The organism is Bacillota bacterium (assembly GCA_023511835.1).
Classification (GTDB): Bacteria; Bacillota; Sulfobacillia; order JAIMAT01; family JAIMAT01; genus JAIMAT01.
This window is the reverse complement of the sequence record JAIMAT010000051.1, coordinates 1-15,552: the sequence shown is the minus strand read 5'-3', so window position 1 is coordinate 15,552 and position 15,552 is coordinate 1. Positions and strand designations below refer to the sequence as shown.

At 72.2% G+C, this 15,552-nt stretch carries 14 protein-coding genes; 2 read left to right on the top strand and 12 right to left on the bottom strand.

Annotated features, from left to right (window positions below; translation table 11 throughout):
• Positions 1-1,130: hypothetical protein (locus tag K6U79_08190; protein MCL6522334.1), on the top strand; the 1,130-nt coding region annotated here is incomplete at its 5' end.
• Between the two features lie 37 nt (positions 1,131-1,167).
• On the opposite strand, the gene rlmD is transcribed toward K6U79_08190, so the two are convergent.
• Positions 1,168-2,562: a 23S rRNA (uracil(1939)-C(5))-methyltransferase RlmD gene (gene rlmD, locus K6U79_08185; protein MCL6522333.1), complete on the bottom strand. Its 1,395-nt coding sequence runs from the start codon at positions 2,560-2,562 to the stop codon at positions 1,168-1,170.
• Positions 2,563-2,615: 53 nt separating this feature from the next.
• Between rlmD and K6U79_08180 the strand changes: the two genes are divergently transcribed.
• Positions 2,616-2,945 carry an acylphosphatase gene (locus K6U79_08180; GenBank protein MCL6522332.1) on the top strand — a complete coding sequence of 110 codons (330 nt, stop codon included), beginning with the start codon at positions 2,616-2,618 and terminating at the stop codon, positions 2,943-2,945.
• Between the two features lie 17 nt (positions 2,946-2,962).
• Here the strand turns inward: K6U79_08180 and gatB are convergent, their stop codons facing one another.
• The 11 genes from gatB to K6U79_08125 all read right to left on the bottom strand — a co-directional run.
• A complete protein-coding gene (gene gatB, locus K6U79_08175) occupies positions 2,963-4,405 on the bottom strand; it encodes an Asp-tRNA(Asn)/Glu-tRNA(Gln) amidotransferase subunit GatB (protein MCL6522331.1) in 1,443 nt (480 codons plus the stop codon).
• 59 nt (positions 4,406-4,464) lie between these two features.
• Complete coding sequence (gene gatA, locus K6U79_08170; protein MCL6522330.1) at positions 4,465-5,916, bottom strand: Asp-tRNA(Asn)/Glu-tRNA(Gln) amidotransferase subunit GatA; 1,452 nt, start codon at positions 5,914-5,916, stop codon at positions 4,465-4,467.
• Positions 5,917-5,963: 47 nt separating this feature from the next.
• Positions 5,964-6,287 (bottom strand): Asp-tRNA(Asn)/Glu-tRNA(Gln) amidotransferase subunit GatC, encoded by a 324-nt coding sequence (gatC, locus tag K6U79_08165; GenBank protein MCL6522329.1) that lies wholly within the window; start codon positions 6,285-6,287, stop codon positions 5,964-5,966.
• Positions 6,288-6,393: 106 nt separating this feature from the next.
• Positions 6,394-7,371 carry a dipeptide ABC transporter ATP-binding protein gene (locus K6U79_08160; protein MCL6522328.1) on the bottom strand — a complete coding sequence of 326 codons (978 nt, stop codon included), beginning with the start codon at positions 7,369-7,371 and terminating at the stop codon, positions 6,394-6,396.
• Positions 7,372-7,437: 66 nt separating this feature from the next.
• Positions 7,438-8,430: an ABC transporter ATP-binding protein gene (locus tag K6U79_08155; GenBank protein MCL6522327.1), complete on the bottom strand. Its 993-nt coding sequence runs from the start codon at positions 8,428-8,430 to the stop codon at positions 7,438-7,440.
• A gap of 68 nt (positions 8,431-8,498) precedes the next feature.
• The gene (locus tag K6U79_08150; GenBank protein ID MCL6522326.1) at positions 8,499-9,527 is read right to left on the bottom strand and encodes an ATP-binding cassette domain-containing protein; all 1,029 of its coding nucleotides are present in this window, start codon (positions 9,525-9,527) and stop codon (positions 8,499-8,501) included.
• Entirely contained in the window at positions 9,524-10,585 is a 1,062-nt protein-coding gene (locus K6U79_08145) for an ABC transporter ATP-binding protein (protein MCL6522325.1), read from the bottom strand. The genes K6U79_08150 and K6U79_08145 overlap by 4 nt, the downstream gene beginning before the upstream one ends.
• Positions 10,552-11,523, bottom strand: coding sequence for an ABC transporter permease (locus K6U79_08140; GenBank protein ID MCL6522324.1), 972 nt, complete (start codon positions 11,521-11,523; stop codon positions 10,552-10,554). Before K6U79_08140 ends, K6U79_08145 begins: the two co-directional genes overlap by 34 nt.
• A complete protein-coding gene (locus tag K6U79_08135; GenBank protein MCL6522323.1) occupies positions 11,520-12,488 on the bottom strand; it encodes an ABC transporter permease in 969 nt (322 codons plus the stop codon). Before K6U79_08135 ends, K6U79_08140 begins: the two co-directional genes overlap by 4 nt.
• 166 nt (positions 12,489-12,654) lie before the next feature.
• Complete coding sequence (locus K6U79_08130) at positions 12,655-14,376, bottom strand: peptide ABC transporter substrate-binding protein (GenBank protein MCL6522322.1); 1,722 nt, start codon at positions 14,374-14,376, stop codon at positions 12,655-12,657.
• A 279-nt stretch (positions 14,377-14,655) separates the two neighbouring features.
• Positions 14,656-15,552 (bottom strand): NAD-dependent DNA ligase LigA (locus K6U79_08125; protein ID MCL6522321.1); only part of this gene is annotated, 897 nt, incomplete at its 5' end.

Below are 15,552 nucleotides of genomic sequence, written 5' to 3'. Positions count from 1 at the left end.
CGCGCTCGCACCTGCTCTACCTGGAGCTGAACCGACCCGGGGAGCCGCTGGACGCCACCGTCCACCAGGAGGAGGCCGGCAGGGCCGGCTTCACCGGCGCCGGGCCGCTCGACCGGGCCCGCGCCTACGGCGCCCCCTGGCCTGAGGCGCGCGAGGTGATCGAGGCCGGGGCCACCTCGCCCGCTGCCTCGCTGGCCGCCTGGCTGGACTCGGTCTACCACCGCGTCGCCCTCCTCGACCCCGGCAACCGTGCGGCCGGCTACAGCCGGGCGCCGCTTCCCGCCGGCTCCGACCGCTGGGCGTCGGTGATGGTGCTGGGCGCGGTGCCCGTGCCGGGCCTGGGCGGGCCCGTCGCCTACCCCTACGACGGCCAGCCCGCCGTGCCCACCGCCTTCTACCCGGGCGAGGTGCCGGACCCGCTGAAGCTGGTGCCGGGCGCCTCCTACCCCACCGGCTACCCGATCACGGTCGGCTTCTACGGAAGCGCCGTCGAGGGGGTGGAGGTCCGTTCGGCCAGCCTGCGCGAGGCGGGCGGGGAGCCCGTCCCCTTCTGGCTCTTGACGCCCGGCGGCGACTCCCCCGAGCGCCGGGAGCTGGAGGAGACGGTCGTCCTCCTGCCGCGGAGGCCGCTCGCGGTGGGGCGGAGCTACGTCTACACGGTGGAGGGCGTCGTCCTCACCGCCGGGGGAGCGGAGCCCTTCCTCGTCCGCGCCCGCTTCTCCACCGCCGGGCTCCCGCCCATGGAGGCGGGCGGCCCCGCCCTTCTGCTGGACGGGCGCCCCTTCCCGGGGCTGGCCGGGGCTGGGCCGGAGGAGGCCGGCGCCGGCCTCCAGACGGCGGGCGGCCGCCTGATGGTCCCCTTCCGCCTCTTCTTCGAGAAGCTGGGCTGGCGCGTCCTCTGGAGTCCGGAACGGCCGGCCGTCGCGCGGGCGGAGAAGGGCGGCAGCTGGGTGGAGGCGCGCGCCTCGAGCCTGCGCCTCGCCTCCTCGCGCGGCGACGCCTGGATGGACGTGCCCGCGCGCATGGAGAACGGGACCTTCTACGTGCCGCTGCGCTGGGCCGCCGAGGCGGCCGGTCTCGCCGTGGACTGGTCGCCCGCCGACGGGAGCGTCCGCCTGCACCGCCCCTGACCGCTCCGCCCGGGCCTCGGCCGCCCGGACGGAGCGGCTAGCCGGCCCGCTCCAGCCAGGCCACCGCCTCCACGTGGGCCGTCTGGGGGAAGAGGTCGACCGGGGTGACGCGCGCGACGCGGTAGGCGGCGCCCGGCCCGCCGGTGTCGGCCAGGCGGGCCAGGTCGCGCGCCAGGGTGGCGGGGTTGCAGGAGACGTAGACCACGCGGCGCGGGGCGGCACGGCGGATGGCGTCCAGCACTTCGGGCGCGGCGCCCTTCCTGGGCGGGTCGAGGAGGAGGGCGTCGGGGGCGGCGCGGCCGCGGGCCACCAGGCGGGGCAGGAGCGTCTCGGCGCGCCCGAGAAGGAAGCGCGCCCTCCCCTCCAACCCGTTCCGCTCGGCGTTCCGCCGCGCGTCCTCCACCGCCGCCGGCACCTCCTCCACGCCCGTCACCTCGCCGGCGCGCAGCGCGGCGAAGAGCGCCAGCGTGCCGACGCCGGTGTAGAGGTCGACGACGCGCGCCCCGGGCGCCAGGGCGGCGCCCTCCAGGGCCAGCGCGTAGAGCCGCTCGGCCTGGGCCTCGTTCACCTGGAAGAAGGAGCGGGCGGCGATGCGGAAGCGGAGGCGACCCCAGCCGGCCACCTCCATCTCCTCCTCCAGCTCGCCCCGGCCGGCCAGCAGCCAGTCGCGCTCGCCCCAGACGGCGTTCCCCGGGCGCGGGTGGGCGGAGGCGACCACGCCCTCCAGCTCGGGCAGGCGGCGCATCAGCTCGCGCGCCACCTCCGGCCCCTCCGGCCAGCGGCTGGCCGCCACCACCAGCGCCGCCAGCGCACGGCCCGCCCGCGGCGCCACCCGCACCACCAGGTGGCGCAGGAGGCCTCGGCCCTCCCGCTCGTCGTAGCCCTCCAGGCGCCGCTCCCGGGCCACCTCCAGGAAGCCCCTCACCACCCGGTCGATGAGCGGGTGCTCGACGGCACAGCCGGCGAAGGGGATGACCTCGTGCGTCCCCCGGCGGTAGAAGCCCGCGCGCAGCCCGCCGTCCCCGCTCCGCGCCAGCGGCAGCGAGACCTTGTTCCGGTAGCGCCAGGGCGAGGGCGAAGGAAGCGTCGCCGCCACCTCCACCCCGCCTAGCCGCCCGATGCGCTCCAGCGCGTCCCGCACCAGGCGCCGCTTCGCCTCCAGCTGGCTCCCGTAGCGGACGTTCTGCCAGGTGCAGCCGCCGCAGCGGCCGAAGAGCGGGCAGGGCGCCTCGGCCCGCACGGGCGAGGGCTCCAGAATCTCCAGGATCTCCGCCCGCGCCCAGCGCGGATGGCGCTCGACCAGGCGGACGCGCAGCCGGTCGCCCGGCACGCCGTAGGGGATGAAGAGCGCCAGCCCCTGCTCGTCGCGGGCGACGGCGTCGCCCTCGGCGGCCAGCGACTCGACCCGCACGACCCGTTCGTCCATGATCATCTAGTGTAGTCCGCCGGCGGCGCAGCCGCCGGCCACCGCGGGAGGAGAGCCCGATGGGCGAGACGGAGACGAGGCGGCCGGACGAGGCGGGCGCCGGCGGGGGCGGCCGCCCGCTGCGCCTCTACCTCCGCATCCGCGGCCGCGTCCAGGGCGTCGGCTTCCGCCTCGGCGCCCGGGCCGAGGCCGAGCGGCTCGGCCTCAGCGGCTGGGTGCGGAACGCCGAGGACGGCAGCGTCGAGCTGGAGGCCCAGGGACCGGCGGCGGCGCTGGAGAGCTTCCTGCGCTGGTGCCAGCGGGGGCCGGTCGGCGCCCGCGTCGACGCCGTCGACGCCGCCTCGCGCGCGCCCGTGGAGGGCGAGCGGGGCTTCGCCGTCCGGCCCTGAGGCGGCCGCCGGCCGGCTCAGCCGCGCGGCTCGGCCTGGCGCAGCTCGGCCAGGCGGCGGCGGAGCACCTCGTTCACCTTGGCGGCGTTGGCCTTGCCCCGCGTCTCGCGCATCACCTGGCCGACCAGGGCGGCCACCGCCTTCTCCTTGCCGCTCAGGATGTCGGCCACCACCTTGGGGTTGGCCTCGATGACGCGCTCCGCCACCGCCTCCAGCGCGGCCTCGTCCCGGATCTGGACGAGACCCTCGCGCTCCACGATGACGGCGGGCTCCTCGCCGGTCTCCAGCATGCGCGCGAAGACCTGCTTGGCCAGGGTGGGCGTCACCGTCCCCGCCTCCACCAGCGCCACCAGACCGGCCAGGCCGGCGGGCGTGAGACGGAGCTCGGCCAGGGGCCGGCCGCTCTCGTTGAGGCGGGCGCTCACCTCGCCCAGGAGCCAGTTGGCCGCCTGGCGGAGCGGCGCGCCGGCCGCCACGGTGGCGTCCAGGAAATCCCCCAGCTCCCGCTGGGCGACCAGCGTCCAGGCCTCCTTGTAGGCCAGGCCCGCCTCCTGGTAGCGGCCGAGCCGCGCCTCGGGCAGCTCCGGCAGCGAGGCTTCGATCTCGGCCACCCAGGCGGGGTCGATGCGCAGCGGCACCAGGTCGGGTTCGGGGAAGTAGCGGTAGTCGTTCACTTCCTCCTTCGAGCGGCCGGGCAGGGTGACGCCGCGGGCCTCGTCCCAGTGGCGCGTCTCGCGCTCCAGCCTCTCGCCGCGCGCCAGCGCCCGCGCCTGCCGCTCCGCCTCGTAGGCCAGGGCGCGCTGGACGGCGCGGAAGGAGTTCATGTTCTTCACCTCCACCAGCACGCCCAGCTCCGAGGAGCCGCGCGGGCGGATGGAGACGTTGGCGTCGCAGCGGAGCGAGCCTTCTTCCATCTTCACGTCGGAGACGCCGGTGTAGAAGACGGTGGCGCGCAGCATCTCCAGGTAGGCGCGCGCCTCCTCGGGCGAGCGCAGGTCGGGCTCGGAGACGATCTCCACCAGCGGCACGCCCGCCCGGTTGAAGTCCAGGAGCGTCGCCTCGCCGTCGCCCTCGCCGTGGAGCGACTTGCCCGCGTCCTCCTCCATGTGCAGGCGGCGGATGCGGATGCGCCGCCGCCCCTCTTCGGTCTCGATCTCCAGCCAGCCGTTCCTCGCCAGCGGCTGGTCGTACTGCGAGATCTGGTAGCCCTTGGGCAGGTCGGGGTAGTGGTAGTTCTTCCTGTCGAACTTGGTCTCGGCGGCGATCTCGCAGTGGAGGGCGCGAGCCGCCCGGATGGCGAACTCGACCGCGCGCCGGTTGGGGACGGGCAGCGCCCCGGGCAGGGCGAGGCAGACCGGGCAGACGTGGGTGTTGGGTTCGCCGCCGAAGTCGGCCGGGCAGGAGCAGAACATCTTGGTGCGCGTCGAGAGCTCGACGTGCACCTCCAGGCCGATCACCATCTCGTACGCGGCCGGCAGGCCGTCCCGCGCCTCCGCGCCTGCGCCGAGCGTCGCGCCGCTCACGGCGCCACCTCCTCCAGCTCCGCCGCCGGCCGCCAGGGCTGGAGGCTCAGCGCCGCCTCCAGCGCACGCGCCGCCCGCAGGAGAAGCGCCTCCTCGAAGGGCGCCGCCATCAGCTGGGCGCCCACCGGCAGCCCCCCGGCGCTGCCGCAGGGGAGCGAGATGGCCGGCAGGCCGGCCAGGTTGGCGGGGATGGTGCAGATGTCGTTCATGTACATGGTCAGCGGGTCGGAGACCTCGCCCAGGCGGAAGGCCGCGGTGGGCGCCGTCGGGGTCAGGAGCAGGTCGAAGCGCCGGAAGGCCTCGCCGAACTCGCGCCGGATGAGCGTCCGCACCTGCTGGGCCTTCAGGTAGTACTGGTCGTAGTAGCCGGCGCTGAGCGCGTAGGTGCCCAGCATGATCCGACGCCGCACCTCGGCGCCGAAGCCCTTCTGGCGCGTGCGGTCGTAGAGGTCGGCGTAGCTGGTCGCCCCCGCGGCGCGGAAACCGTAGCGCACGCCGTCGTAGCGGGCCAGGTTGGCCGAGGCCTCGGCCGGGGCGACGACGTAGTAGGCCGCCAGCGCGTACCGGGTGGAAGGAAGCTCCGTCTCCTCCACCCGCGCCCCCTCCCGCTCCAGGGCGCGCGCCGCGCCCAGCACCGCCTCGCGCACCTCCGGCGCCACCCCCTCGCCGAAGTACTCGCGCGGCAGGCCGACGCGGAGGCCGCGCACGCCTTCCTCCAGCCGCTCCAGGTAGTCCGGCACCGGCCGCTCCGCCGAGGTGGCGTCGCGCGGGTCGTGGCCCGCGATCAGCCCCAGCAAGATGGCCGCGTCGCGGACGTCGCGGGTGATGGGGCCGATCTGGTCGAGCGAGCTGGCGAAGGCGACCAGCCCGTAGCGCGAGACGCGACCGTAGCTGGGCTTCAGCCCGACGACGCCGCAGTAGGCGGCCGGCTGCCGGATGGAACCGCCCGTGTCCGAGCCCAGCGCCCAGGGGGCCATGGCGGCCGCCACGGCCGCCGCCGAACCGCCGCTGGAGCCGCCCGGCACCCGCTCCAGGTCCACGGGGTTGCGCGTCGGCCCGAAGGCGGAGTGCTCCGTGGAGGAGCCCATGGCGAACTCGTCCAGGTTGGTCTTGCCCAGGCAGCCCAGGCCCGCCGCCTCCAGGCGCTCCACCGCCGTCGCCGTGTACGGCGGCACCCAGTCGGCCAGCATGCGCGAGGCGCAGGTGGTGCGCAGGCCGCGCGTCACCAGGTTGTCCTTGAGCGCCACGGGCAGGCCGGCCCAGGGGCTGGGCCGCCCGCCGCCCGCCCGGTCGGCCCGCTCGGCCGCCTCCAGCGCCCGCTCCGGCGTCTGCGTCAGGAAGGCGTGCACCCTCCCGTCGAGCCGCGCCGCCCGCTCCACGAAGAGCTCCGCGATCTCGCGGCGGCTGGCCCCGCTCGCCGCCAGCTCGTGCACCGGCCGCCAGGCCAGCCCGTCCCGGCCGCCCGCGCCGGGGCCGGGTTCCCGGCCCGATCCGCTCAACGTTCCTCCCCCTCGCCCACGTTCTCGCCGCCCTCGCCGATCACCCGCGGCACCCGCCAGAAGGGGCCCTCCCGGTCCGGCGCCTCTTCCAGGAGAACCTCCCGCTCCAGTCCGGGTCCGGGCTCATCCTCCCGCAGCGCGTTCACCTGGTCGAGCACGTGCGCCGTGGGCGGTACTCCGGCGGTCTCTACCCGCTGGAGCTGGGCGACGTACTCCAGGATGGCGCCCAGCTCGCCCGCCAGCCGCTCGACCTCGCCCTCGTCCAGCGCCAGACGGGCGAGGCGCGCCACGTGGCGCACCTCGTCGGGGCTGATGGCCATGGCCTCGACCTCCCCGGGGCGCGGCCGGCGCCGCGCCCCTGCCGTAACCGCTTCGCAGACGCTCTACGTTCTACCACGCCGGCCCGGTCGGCGCGAACCGCACCGGCTAGGCCCCGGCCTCCGCCACCTTGCCGGGATGGAGGTGACAGGCCACGCGGTGGCCGGGCGCCGCCTCCACCATGGCCGGCTCCTGCTCGCGGCAGATGTCCATGGCGAAGGGGCAACGGGTGTGGAAGCGGCAGCCCGACGGCGGGTGGGCGGGCGAGGGCACGTCGCCCTGGAGGACGATGCGCTGGCGCCGCCGCTGCACCTTGGGGTTGGCCAGGGGCACCGCCGAGAGGAGCGCCTGCGTGTACGGGTGGAGGGGGTTGGCGTAGAGCTCGTCGGTCTCGGCCGCCTCCACCACCTGGCCCAGGTACATGACCGTCACCCGGTCGGAGATGTGGCGGACCACCGCCAAATCGTGGGCGATGAAGAGGTAGGTGAGGTGGAACTCCGCCTGCAGCTGCTCCAGCAGGTTGATCACCTGCGACTGGACGGAGACGTCCAGCGCCGAGACGGGCTCGTCCAGCACCACCAGCTTGGGGTTGAGGGCCAGCGCCCGGGCGACGCCGATGCGCTGCCGCTGCCCGCCGGAGAACTCGTGCGGGTAACGGCGGGCGTGGACGGCGCTCAGCCCCACCACCTCCAGGAGCTCCCGCACCCGCTCCTCCTTGGCCCGGCCCGAGGCGATGCCGTGGATCTCCAGCGGCTCGCCCACGATGTCGCCCACGGTCATGCGCGGGTTGAGCGAGCCGTACGGATCCTGGAAGACGATCTGCATCTCGCGCCGCAGCTTGCGCATCTCCTCGCGCGGCAGCCGGAAGATGTCGCGCCCCTCGAAGAGCACCTGGCCCGAGGTGGGTTCGATCAGCCGCAGCACCAGCCGTCCCGTGGTCGACTTGCCGCAACCCGACTCGCCCACCAGGCCCATGGTCTCGCCGCGGCGGATGTCGAAGCTGACCCCGTCCACGGCGCGCACCCAGCCCGTCACCCGGCCCAGGAGGCCGCCGGTGATGGGGAAGTACTTGCGCAGGTCGCGCACCTCGAGGAGGAGCTCGCCGGGACGCCCGGCCGGGCGGCCTTCCTCCCTGGGTTGAACGAGCGCCACTCAGGCCACCCCCCGCGTCTCGATCTCGTCGTGCCGCCAGCAGGCCACCTTGCGCCCGTCGCCGGTCGTCTCCAGCGGCGGCTCCTCGTGCCGGCAGCGCTCCACCGCATAGGGGCAGCGCGGGGCGAAGGCGCAGCCGCGCGGCAGCGCCAGCGGGTTGGGCACGTTGCCCTCGATGACGTGGAGCTTCTCGCGGCGCCCCTCCATGCTGGGGATGGAGTGGAGAAGCCCCTCGGTGTACGGGTGGAGCGGCCGCTCGAAGAGGTCGTCCACCCTCGCCTCCTCCACCACCTTGCCGGCGTACATGACGATCACCCGGTCGCACATGTCGGCCACCACGCCCATGTCGTGGGTGATGAGGAGGACCGAGGTGCCGAACTCGCGCTTCAGCTGCTTGATCAGCTCCAGGATCTGCGCCTGGATGGTGACGTCCAGCGCCGTGGTCGGCTCGTCCGCGATGAGCAGCTTGGGGTTGCAGGCCAGCGCCATGGCGATCATGACGCGCTGCCGCATGCCGCCCGACATCTGGTGCGGGTACTGGTCGACCCGCACCTCCGGGGAGGGGATGCCGACCCGGCGGAGCATCTCGATGGCCCGCACGCGGCTCTCCCGGGCGTCCACCTTCTGGTGGAGCCGGATGCTCTCCTCGATCTGGCGGCCGACCGTGAAGACCGGGTTGAGCGAGGTCATGGGTTCCTGGAAGATCATGGAGATCTCGTTGCCGCGGATCTTCCGCATCTCCTGCTCGCTCAGCCCGAGCAGGTCGCGCCCCTCGAAGAGGATCTGCCCGCCCGCGATGCGCCCCGGGGGGTCGGGGATCAGCCGCATGATGGAGAGCGAGGTGACGCTCTTGCCGCTGCCCGACTCGCCCACGATGCCCAGCGTCTCGCCGCGTCCGAGCGCGAAGCTGACGCCGTCGACGGCGCGCGCGACGCCGTCCTCGGTGCGGAAGTAGGTCTTCAGGTCGCGAACTTCCAAGAGTGGCTCCGCCAACGGTTTCCCTCCTCGCCGGGCGGCGGTCGCCGCCCGCCTCGCCACGAGCCCTTTCCCGGAATCCTAGCTCAGCCCTGGCCCAGCGGGAAGTGACAGGCCACCCGGTGTCCGGCGGCGATTTCGCGCAGCTCGGGCGCCTGCTCCGAGCAGATCGGCTGCGCGAAGGGACAGCGCGGGTGGAAGCGGCAGCCCGCCGGCGGGCGGGCCGGCGAGGGCACCTCGCCCTGCAGGATCATGCGCTGGCGCCGGCGGTGCGGGTTGGGCGTAGGGATGGCCGAGAGCAGCGCCGCGGTGTAGGGGTGCGCCGGATGACCGAAAAGCTCGTCCGTCTCCGCCTCCTCCACCAGCTGGCCCAGGTACATGACCCCCACGTGGTCCGAGATGTGACGGACCACGTTGAGCCCGTGGGCGATGAAGAGATAGGTCAGCCCCAGCCGGTCCTGCAGGTCGCCGAGCAGGTTGAGGATTTGCGACTGCACCGAGACGTCCAGCGCCGAGACGGCCTCGTCGGCGACGATGAAGCTGGGATTGAGGGAGATGGCGCGGGCGATCCCCACCCGCTGCCGCTGCCCGCCCGAGAACTCGTGCGGGAAGCGGTTCCGCCAGGCCGGATCGAGGCCGACCATGCGCATCAGCTCCGCCACGCGCTCGTCGATCTCCCGCGCGCTGCCGAAGCGGTGGACGCGGAGCGGTTCGGCGATGATGTCGCCCACCGTGAAGCGCGGGTTGAGCGAGCCGTACGGGTCCTGGAAGACGATCTGCATCTCCCGCCGCACCGCGCGCATGGCGCCGGCCGGCAGGCGCAGGATGTCCTGCCCGCGGAAGTAGACGGCGCCCGACGTGGCCGCCTGCAGCCGCAGCACCACGCGGCCCAGCGTCGTCTTGCCGCAGCCGGACTCGCCCACCAGGCCGTAGGTCTCGCCGGGCTGGATCTCCAGGCTGACGTCGTCGACGGCGCGGACGTAGCCCACCGTCCGCCCGAGGAGACCCCGCCGGATGGGGAAGTACTTCTTCACGTGCTCCGCGCGGAGGAGCGGCCCGCCCGGCTCGGCCAGGCCCGCCGGCACCTCGGCCACCCTTGCCGCCTCCGTGCTCATGCCCCGCTCCCCCCTTCCTCCGCGGCGCGCGGACCCTCGCTCCCGCCGCCGGCGGCTCCCGCTGCCGCGGCCGGCGCGGCGGCCGCCACCTCCTCCGCCCGCCAGCAGGCCACCTCGTGGCCGTCGAGCCGGCGGAGCGGCGGCTCCTCCTGCCTGCAGCGCTCCACCGCCCACGGGCAGCGCGGGTGGAAGCGGCAGCCGGGGGGGAGGTTGGCCAGGTTGGGGATGGAGCCGCGGATGGTGTGGAGGCGGCCCCCCCGCTCCCCCTCCATCCCCGGGATGGAGGCGAGGAGCCCCTGCGTATAGGGATGGCTGGGCCGGTCGAAGAGCTCGTAGACCGTGCCCGTCTCCATCACCCGGCCGGCGTACATGACCGCCACCCGGTCGGCCATCTCCGCCGCGATGCCCATGTCGTGGGTGATCAGCAGGATGGACATGCCGAACTCGCTCTTCAGCTGGCGCAGCAGGTCCAGGATCTGCGCCTGGATGGTGACGTCCAGCGCCGTGGTCGGCTCGTCCGCGATGAGCAGCTTGGGGTTGCAGGCCAGGGCCATGGCGATCATGGCACGCTGCCGCATGCCGCCCGAGAACTCGTGCGGGTACTGGTGGACGCGCACCTCCGGCTCGGGGATGCCCACCAGGCGGAGCATCTCCACCGCCCGCGCCCAGGCCTGCTCCCGGGACTTGCCCTCGTGCAGGACGACAGCCTCGGCGATCTGGTCGCCCACCGGGAAGACCGGGTTGAGGGCGGTCATGGGCTCCTGGAAGATCATGGCGATCTGCCCGCCGCGGATCTGGCGCATCTCCTCCTGGCTCTTGGAGACCAGGTCCTCGCCGTCGAAGAGGATCCGCCCGCCCAGGATGGCCCCGTTGTCGTGCTCGATCAGGCGCATGACGCTGAGCGCGGTGACGCTCTTGCCGCTGCCCGACTCGCCCACCACGCAGAGCGTCTCGCCCTGGTCCACGCCGAGCGAGATGCCGTCGAGCACCTTGAGGTAGCCGCGATCGGTGAAGAAGCCGACCGTCAGGCCTTCGATTTGGAGTAGCGGGCGCGCCACGCTTCGATCCTCCCTTTCGGCACGCGGACCTTCTGGCGGGGGTCCATGGCGTCGCGGATGCCGTCGCCGACGAAGTTGACCGCCAGCACCGTCAGGAAGATGGCCAGGCCGGGGTAGACCGCCATCCAGGGCTCGGTCAGCATGTAGTTCTGCGCGTCGTTCAGCATCTGGCCCCAGCTGGTCTGCGGCGGCTGCACGCCCAGCCCGAGGAAGGAGAGGCCCGACTCGGAAAGGATGGCGCCACCCACCATCAGCGTCGCGTTGACGATGATGGGCGCCACCGCGTTCCGGAGCAGGTGGCCGAACATGATGCGCCAGCTGGAGACGCCGGCGGCGCGGGCCGCCTCGACGTACTGCATCTCGCGCAGCTGGAGGAACTCCGCCCGCACGAGCCGCGCCACGCCCATCCAGCTGGTGAAGACCAGGACCAGGATCAGGTAGACGAAGCTCGTCCCGAAGACGGCGAGCACCAGGATGTTCAGGAAGAGCGCGGGGAAGGAGAGCATCACGTCGACGAAGCGCATCAGCACTGTGTCGATCCAGCCGCCGAAGTAGCCGGAGACGGCGCCGATGAAGGAGCCGACGACCACCGTGCCGGCGGCTACCAGGAAGCCGATCAGGAGCGAGACCCGGCCGGAGAGCAGAACGCGCGACAAGATGTCACGCCCCAGGTCGTCCGTGCCGAACCAGTGGTGCCAGCTCGGCGGCTGCTGGATCGCGCTCAGGTCGGGCTGGCCGGCGTTGTACGGGCTGATCCACGGCGCCAGGATGGCGAGGATCACTTCCAGCAGGACGAAGGCCAGCGCCCCCATGGCCAGGGGGTTCTGGCTGAAGCGGCGGGCGGCCGCCCGCCAGGGCGACTCCGGCTTCTCGGAGAGCCGGATGGTCTCGAAGAGGGGCTCCGCGGGCTCCCGCAGCGGGACATGCGCCTGGCTCATTGCGCCTCAGCCCCCCGGGCCCCCAGCTGGACGCGGGGGTCGATGATGGCGTAGAGGATGTCGGCCAACAGGTTGCCCAGCACCACCATGACGGCGACGATCATCGTGATGGCCATCAGCACCGAGTACTCGCGCGCGTAGGCCATCTGCACGAAGAGCTGGCCCATGCCGGGCCAGTTGAAGACCGCCTCGGTCAGCGCGGCGCCCGAGACGACGATGGGCAGGTCGAGCCCCAGGACGGTGACCACGGGGATGAGGGCGTTGCGCAGGGCGTGGCGGAAGACGACGCGCCGCTCGGGGACGCCCTTGGCGCGTGCCGTGCGGACGTAGTCCTGGTTGAGCACCTCCAGCATACTGGCCCGCGAGTACTTGAGGTAACCCGCCAAGTTGATGAGGACCAGGACCGTCACGGGCAGGACCATGTGCCAGAGAAGGTCACCCAGGTCGCTCCGTCCCATGCTGTGCATGTCCGAAAGGGGGAACCAGGCCAGCGAGAGCGCGAAGATCATCTGCAGAATGATGCCGAACCAGAAGGTCGGCATCGAGAAGCCCACGTACCCGACCACCGAGCCCAGGTTGTCGGCCACGCCGTACTGGCGGGTGCTGCTGTAGATCCCCCACGGGATGGCGATGAGGAGCGCCAGCACCCAGGCGGTGGTCATCAGGATCAGCGTGTTCCCGAGGGTCGGCCAGACGATCTGTCCCACGGGCAGGTGGTTCTTGAACGTGTACCCGAAGTTGCCGCGCAGCATGAGGCCGAGCCAGTTTACGTACTGGATGGGCAGGGGCCGGTCCAAGCCCAGGTTGTGCGCCTGGATCTGCTGCACGGCCGGCGAGACGCCCGGCCGGAGATAGATGGCCGTCGGCCCGCCCGGCGCCGCGTGGATCAGCGCGAAGGTGACCACCGACACCAGGAAGAGGACCAGCACGCTCTGCAGCAGACGGCGGACCAAGTACTCGCCCACACCCATCCCCTCCTTTCCGATCCGAATCCGATCCGAGTGAGGCCGTCGACGTTTCCAAGCCGAGTTTACTCACGTCGGACCGTGGGCGAAGGTTGGAAACATCAGGGAAGGGACCCGGGTCGGGTCCCTTCCCGTCAGCCGATGGACCCTAGGCCGATGTGACGGCTCACGACTGCGGCGTCACCCACCAGTTCTGGATGTGCCAGAAGTAGGCGTACGGCAGGGCCTGGAAGGGCGCGTCCTCCGGCTGCCAGTGCACCCGCTTGTTGTAGCCGCCGATCACGTTCAGCTGCCAGAGGAAGACGTACGGCAGATCGGTCGAGATCTTCTGCGCGATCTGCGCGTAGATCTGCTTCCGCTGGCTGACGTCGGTGGTCGACCAACCCTGGACCCAGAGCTGGTCGATCTCCTTGTCCGTGTACCAGCCCCAGTTCTGGCCGTTGGGCGGGTAGTACTTGGAGCTGAAGATCTGCTCGTTGTCCGGGTCGAGGCCGCCGTACCAGCCGAGCAGGATCGCCTGGCCCTTGCCCACGTTGATCCACTGCGGGATCCAAGTGGAGAAGTCGAGAGCCTGGAGGTCGACCTTGATGCCGACGTCCTTCAGCTCCTGCTGGATCAGCGTGGCCACCTGCTGGCGGCGCACGTTGCCGGTGTTGTACTGGAGCGTGAACTCGAAGCGGTGGCCGTTCTTGTACAGGTACCCGTCCGGGCCCGGCTTCCAGCCGTCCTCGGCCAGGAGCTGCTTGGCCTTCTGCGGGTCGTAGGTGTAGTGGACCGCCGCTCCCTGCTGGTAGGCCCAGTTGGTGGGCAGGAAGGGCGAGTCGATCACCTGGGCGTTCCCCTGGATCACCTGCTTCACGATCGTCTCGCGGTCGATGGCGTAGGCGATCGCCTGGCGGGTCTTCTCACCCGCGAAGGGGCTCTGGTTGCCGAAGTTGGGGAAGTTGGAGCCCTTGAAGTTGAAGCCCAGATACTCCCAGGTTGGTCCCGGCTGGTTGATGACCGTGATGTTCTTGTTCGCCTGGACCGCGGGCAGGCTCGGGATCGGGATGCCCGTGAACATGTCCACGTCGCCCTTCAGAAGCGCCTGGACCGCGGTGTTCTGGTCGGCGTAGATCTTCATGACGATCTTGTCGATGTGCGGCCGGGTGCCCCAGTAGTTCGGGTTGATGTCAAACTCGAGGTACTGTTTCTGCACCCAGGTCTTCCAGACCCACGGACCGTCGGAGAGCGTCTTGGCCGGGTCGGTCCCGTAGGGGTTCTTCTGCAGCTCCTTGACCGGCACGTTGCCCAGCAGGTGCTTGGGCATGACCCAACCGCTCATCAGCACGTTGGCGACGAAGGGCGCATAGACCTGCTTCAGGTCGAACTCCACCGTCGTCGGGTCGAGCGCCTTCACGTCCTTGATCTGGGCGAAGTAGGACTGGAGCGGCGAGCCGATGTCCGGGTTGGCGATGGTGTTGGCGCTCCATGCCACGTCGTCGGCTGTCAACGGCTGGCCGTCCGACCACTTCAGGTTCGACCGCAGCTTGACGATGTACGTGGTGCCGCCGTTCTGAACCTGGAAGGGCTCCGCCGCCAGGGAGATCGGGCTGACGATCGGGTTGCCCTTGTTGTCCGAGTCGTAGAGGGGCGCAGAGATGAAGAAGGCAGCGTCCGCTGACGGAACGTCGTTGATGAACGCCGGATTGAGCGTCACGATGTCGGACGTTTCGGCGAAGGTGAACGTCCCACCGTTGACCGGCTGGTTGGCGGTGGGCGTCGTGGTGGTCGGCTGCGTCGTCTTCTTCGCCGCCGGCGTGCCGCCGCCGCAAGCCGAAAGGAGCAGCGCGAAGACCGCGACGACGGCGAAGAAAGGCGCCCAACGCTTCGTGCGCCAGACTGCCAATGGATTCCCTCCCCAGTTGAGAAATCTCGCGCGCGGCTACACGCCCGCAACGGGTGGTGCCTTGCATCCCGACCGGCGCGTCGCTCTTCTTCCCGCCCCGGCCTTGCTCCAGGGCTTCGGCGCCACCTCCCCGCGGCCCGCTCGAAGGCCACTTGCATAGTAAGGCGGACTGCTATCCCGGGATAGGTTCGTTACGCAGCACAAGACCTCCTTCCCGCGTCTGCAGCCCGCAGCAAGTAATTTTCCGACGCACGACCCATGGATTCCCTTCGCGGGCTCTCACGCCCGGCCGACCAGCTCCAGGAAGGCCGCCTCGTCGAGCACCGTCACGCCCAGCTGGTGCGCCCGGTCGAGCTTCGAGCCCGGATCCCGCCCCGCCACCACGTAGTCGGTCTTGCGGCTGACCGAATCGGTCACGCGGCCTCCCAGCTCCTCGATGAGCGCCTGGGCCTCCCGCCGCGTGAAGCGCTCCAGCGTGCCGGTGAGGACGAAGGTCTTCCCGGCCAGCGGACCCTCGGCGGCCGCCGGCGTCTCGCCCGCCCCCGGCTCGGTGACCGCCCCGGCGCGCGCGGCCACCACGCCCCGCTCGGCCAGCCGGGCGATCATCTCGCGGTTCTGCGGCTGCGCGAAGAAGGCGCGGACGCTGCGCGCGATCTTGGGTCCGATGCCGGGGATGGCGGCGAGGACCGCTTCCTCCGCCTCCGCCAGGCGGCCGATGTCGCCGAAGGCGCGCGCCAGCTCGCGCGCCGCGCGCTCGCCCACCAGCTCGATGCCGAAGGCGTAGAGCAGCTGGCGGAGCGGCCGCTGGCGGCTGGCGTCGATGGCGCGGACCAGGTTCTCCGCCGACTTCTGCCCCATCCGCTCCAGGGCGGCCAGCGCCGGCACGTCCAGGGCGTAGAGGTCCGAGGCGTCGTGCACCAGCCCCCGGGCCAGGAGCTGGTCGACCACCGCCGGTCCGAGGCCGTCGATGTCCATGCCCGGGCGGCTCGCCCAGTGGAGGAGGCCCTCGCGCAGCTGCGCCGGGCAGCTGGCGCGGTTCGTGCAGCGCGTGGCCGCCTCGCCGGGCAGGCGGACGACCGCGGCACCGCAGGCCGGGCAGCGGTCGGGCATGCGGAAGGGCCGCTCCTCGCCCGAGCGGAGCGCCGTCTCCACGCGGACCACCTCGGGGATGATCTC

What these genes read in the sequence shown, in the direction of transcription:
- rlmD (MCL6522333.1), bottom strand. Translation starts at nt 2,562, where the DNA reads ATGATCATGGACGAACGGGTCGTGCGGGTCGAGTCGCTGGCCGCCGAG.
- K6U79_08180 (MCL6522332.1), top strand. Translation starts at nt 2,616, where the DNA reads ATGGGCGAGACGGAGACGAGGCGGCCGGACGAGGCGGGCGCCGGCGGG.
- gatB (MCL6522331.1), bottom strand. Translation starts at nt 4,405, where the DNA reads ATGGTGATCGGCCTGGAGGTGCACGTCGAGCTCTCGACGCGCACCAAG.
- gatC (MCL6522329.1), bottom strand. Translation starts at nt 6,287, where the DNA reads ATGGCCATCAGCCCCGACGAGGTGCGCCACGTGGCGCGCCTCGCCCGT.
- K6U79_08150 (MCL6522326.1), bottom strand. Translation starts at nt 9,527, where the DNA reads ATGAGCACGGAGGCGGCAAGGGTGGCCGAGGTGCCGGCGGGCCTGGCC.
- K6U79_08140 (MCL6522324.1), bottom strand. Translation starts at nt 11,523, where the DNA reads ATGAGCCAGGCGCATGTCCCGCTGCGGGAGCCCGCGGAGCCCCTCTTC.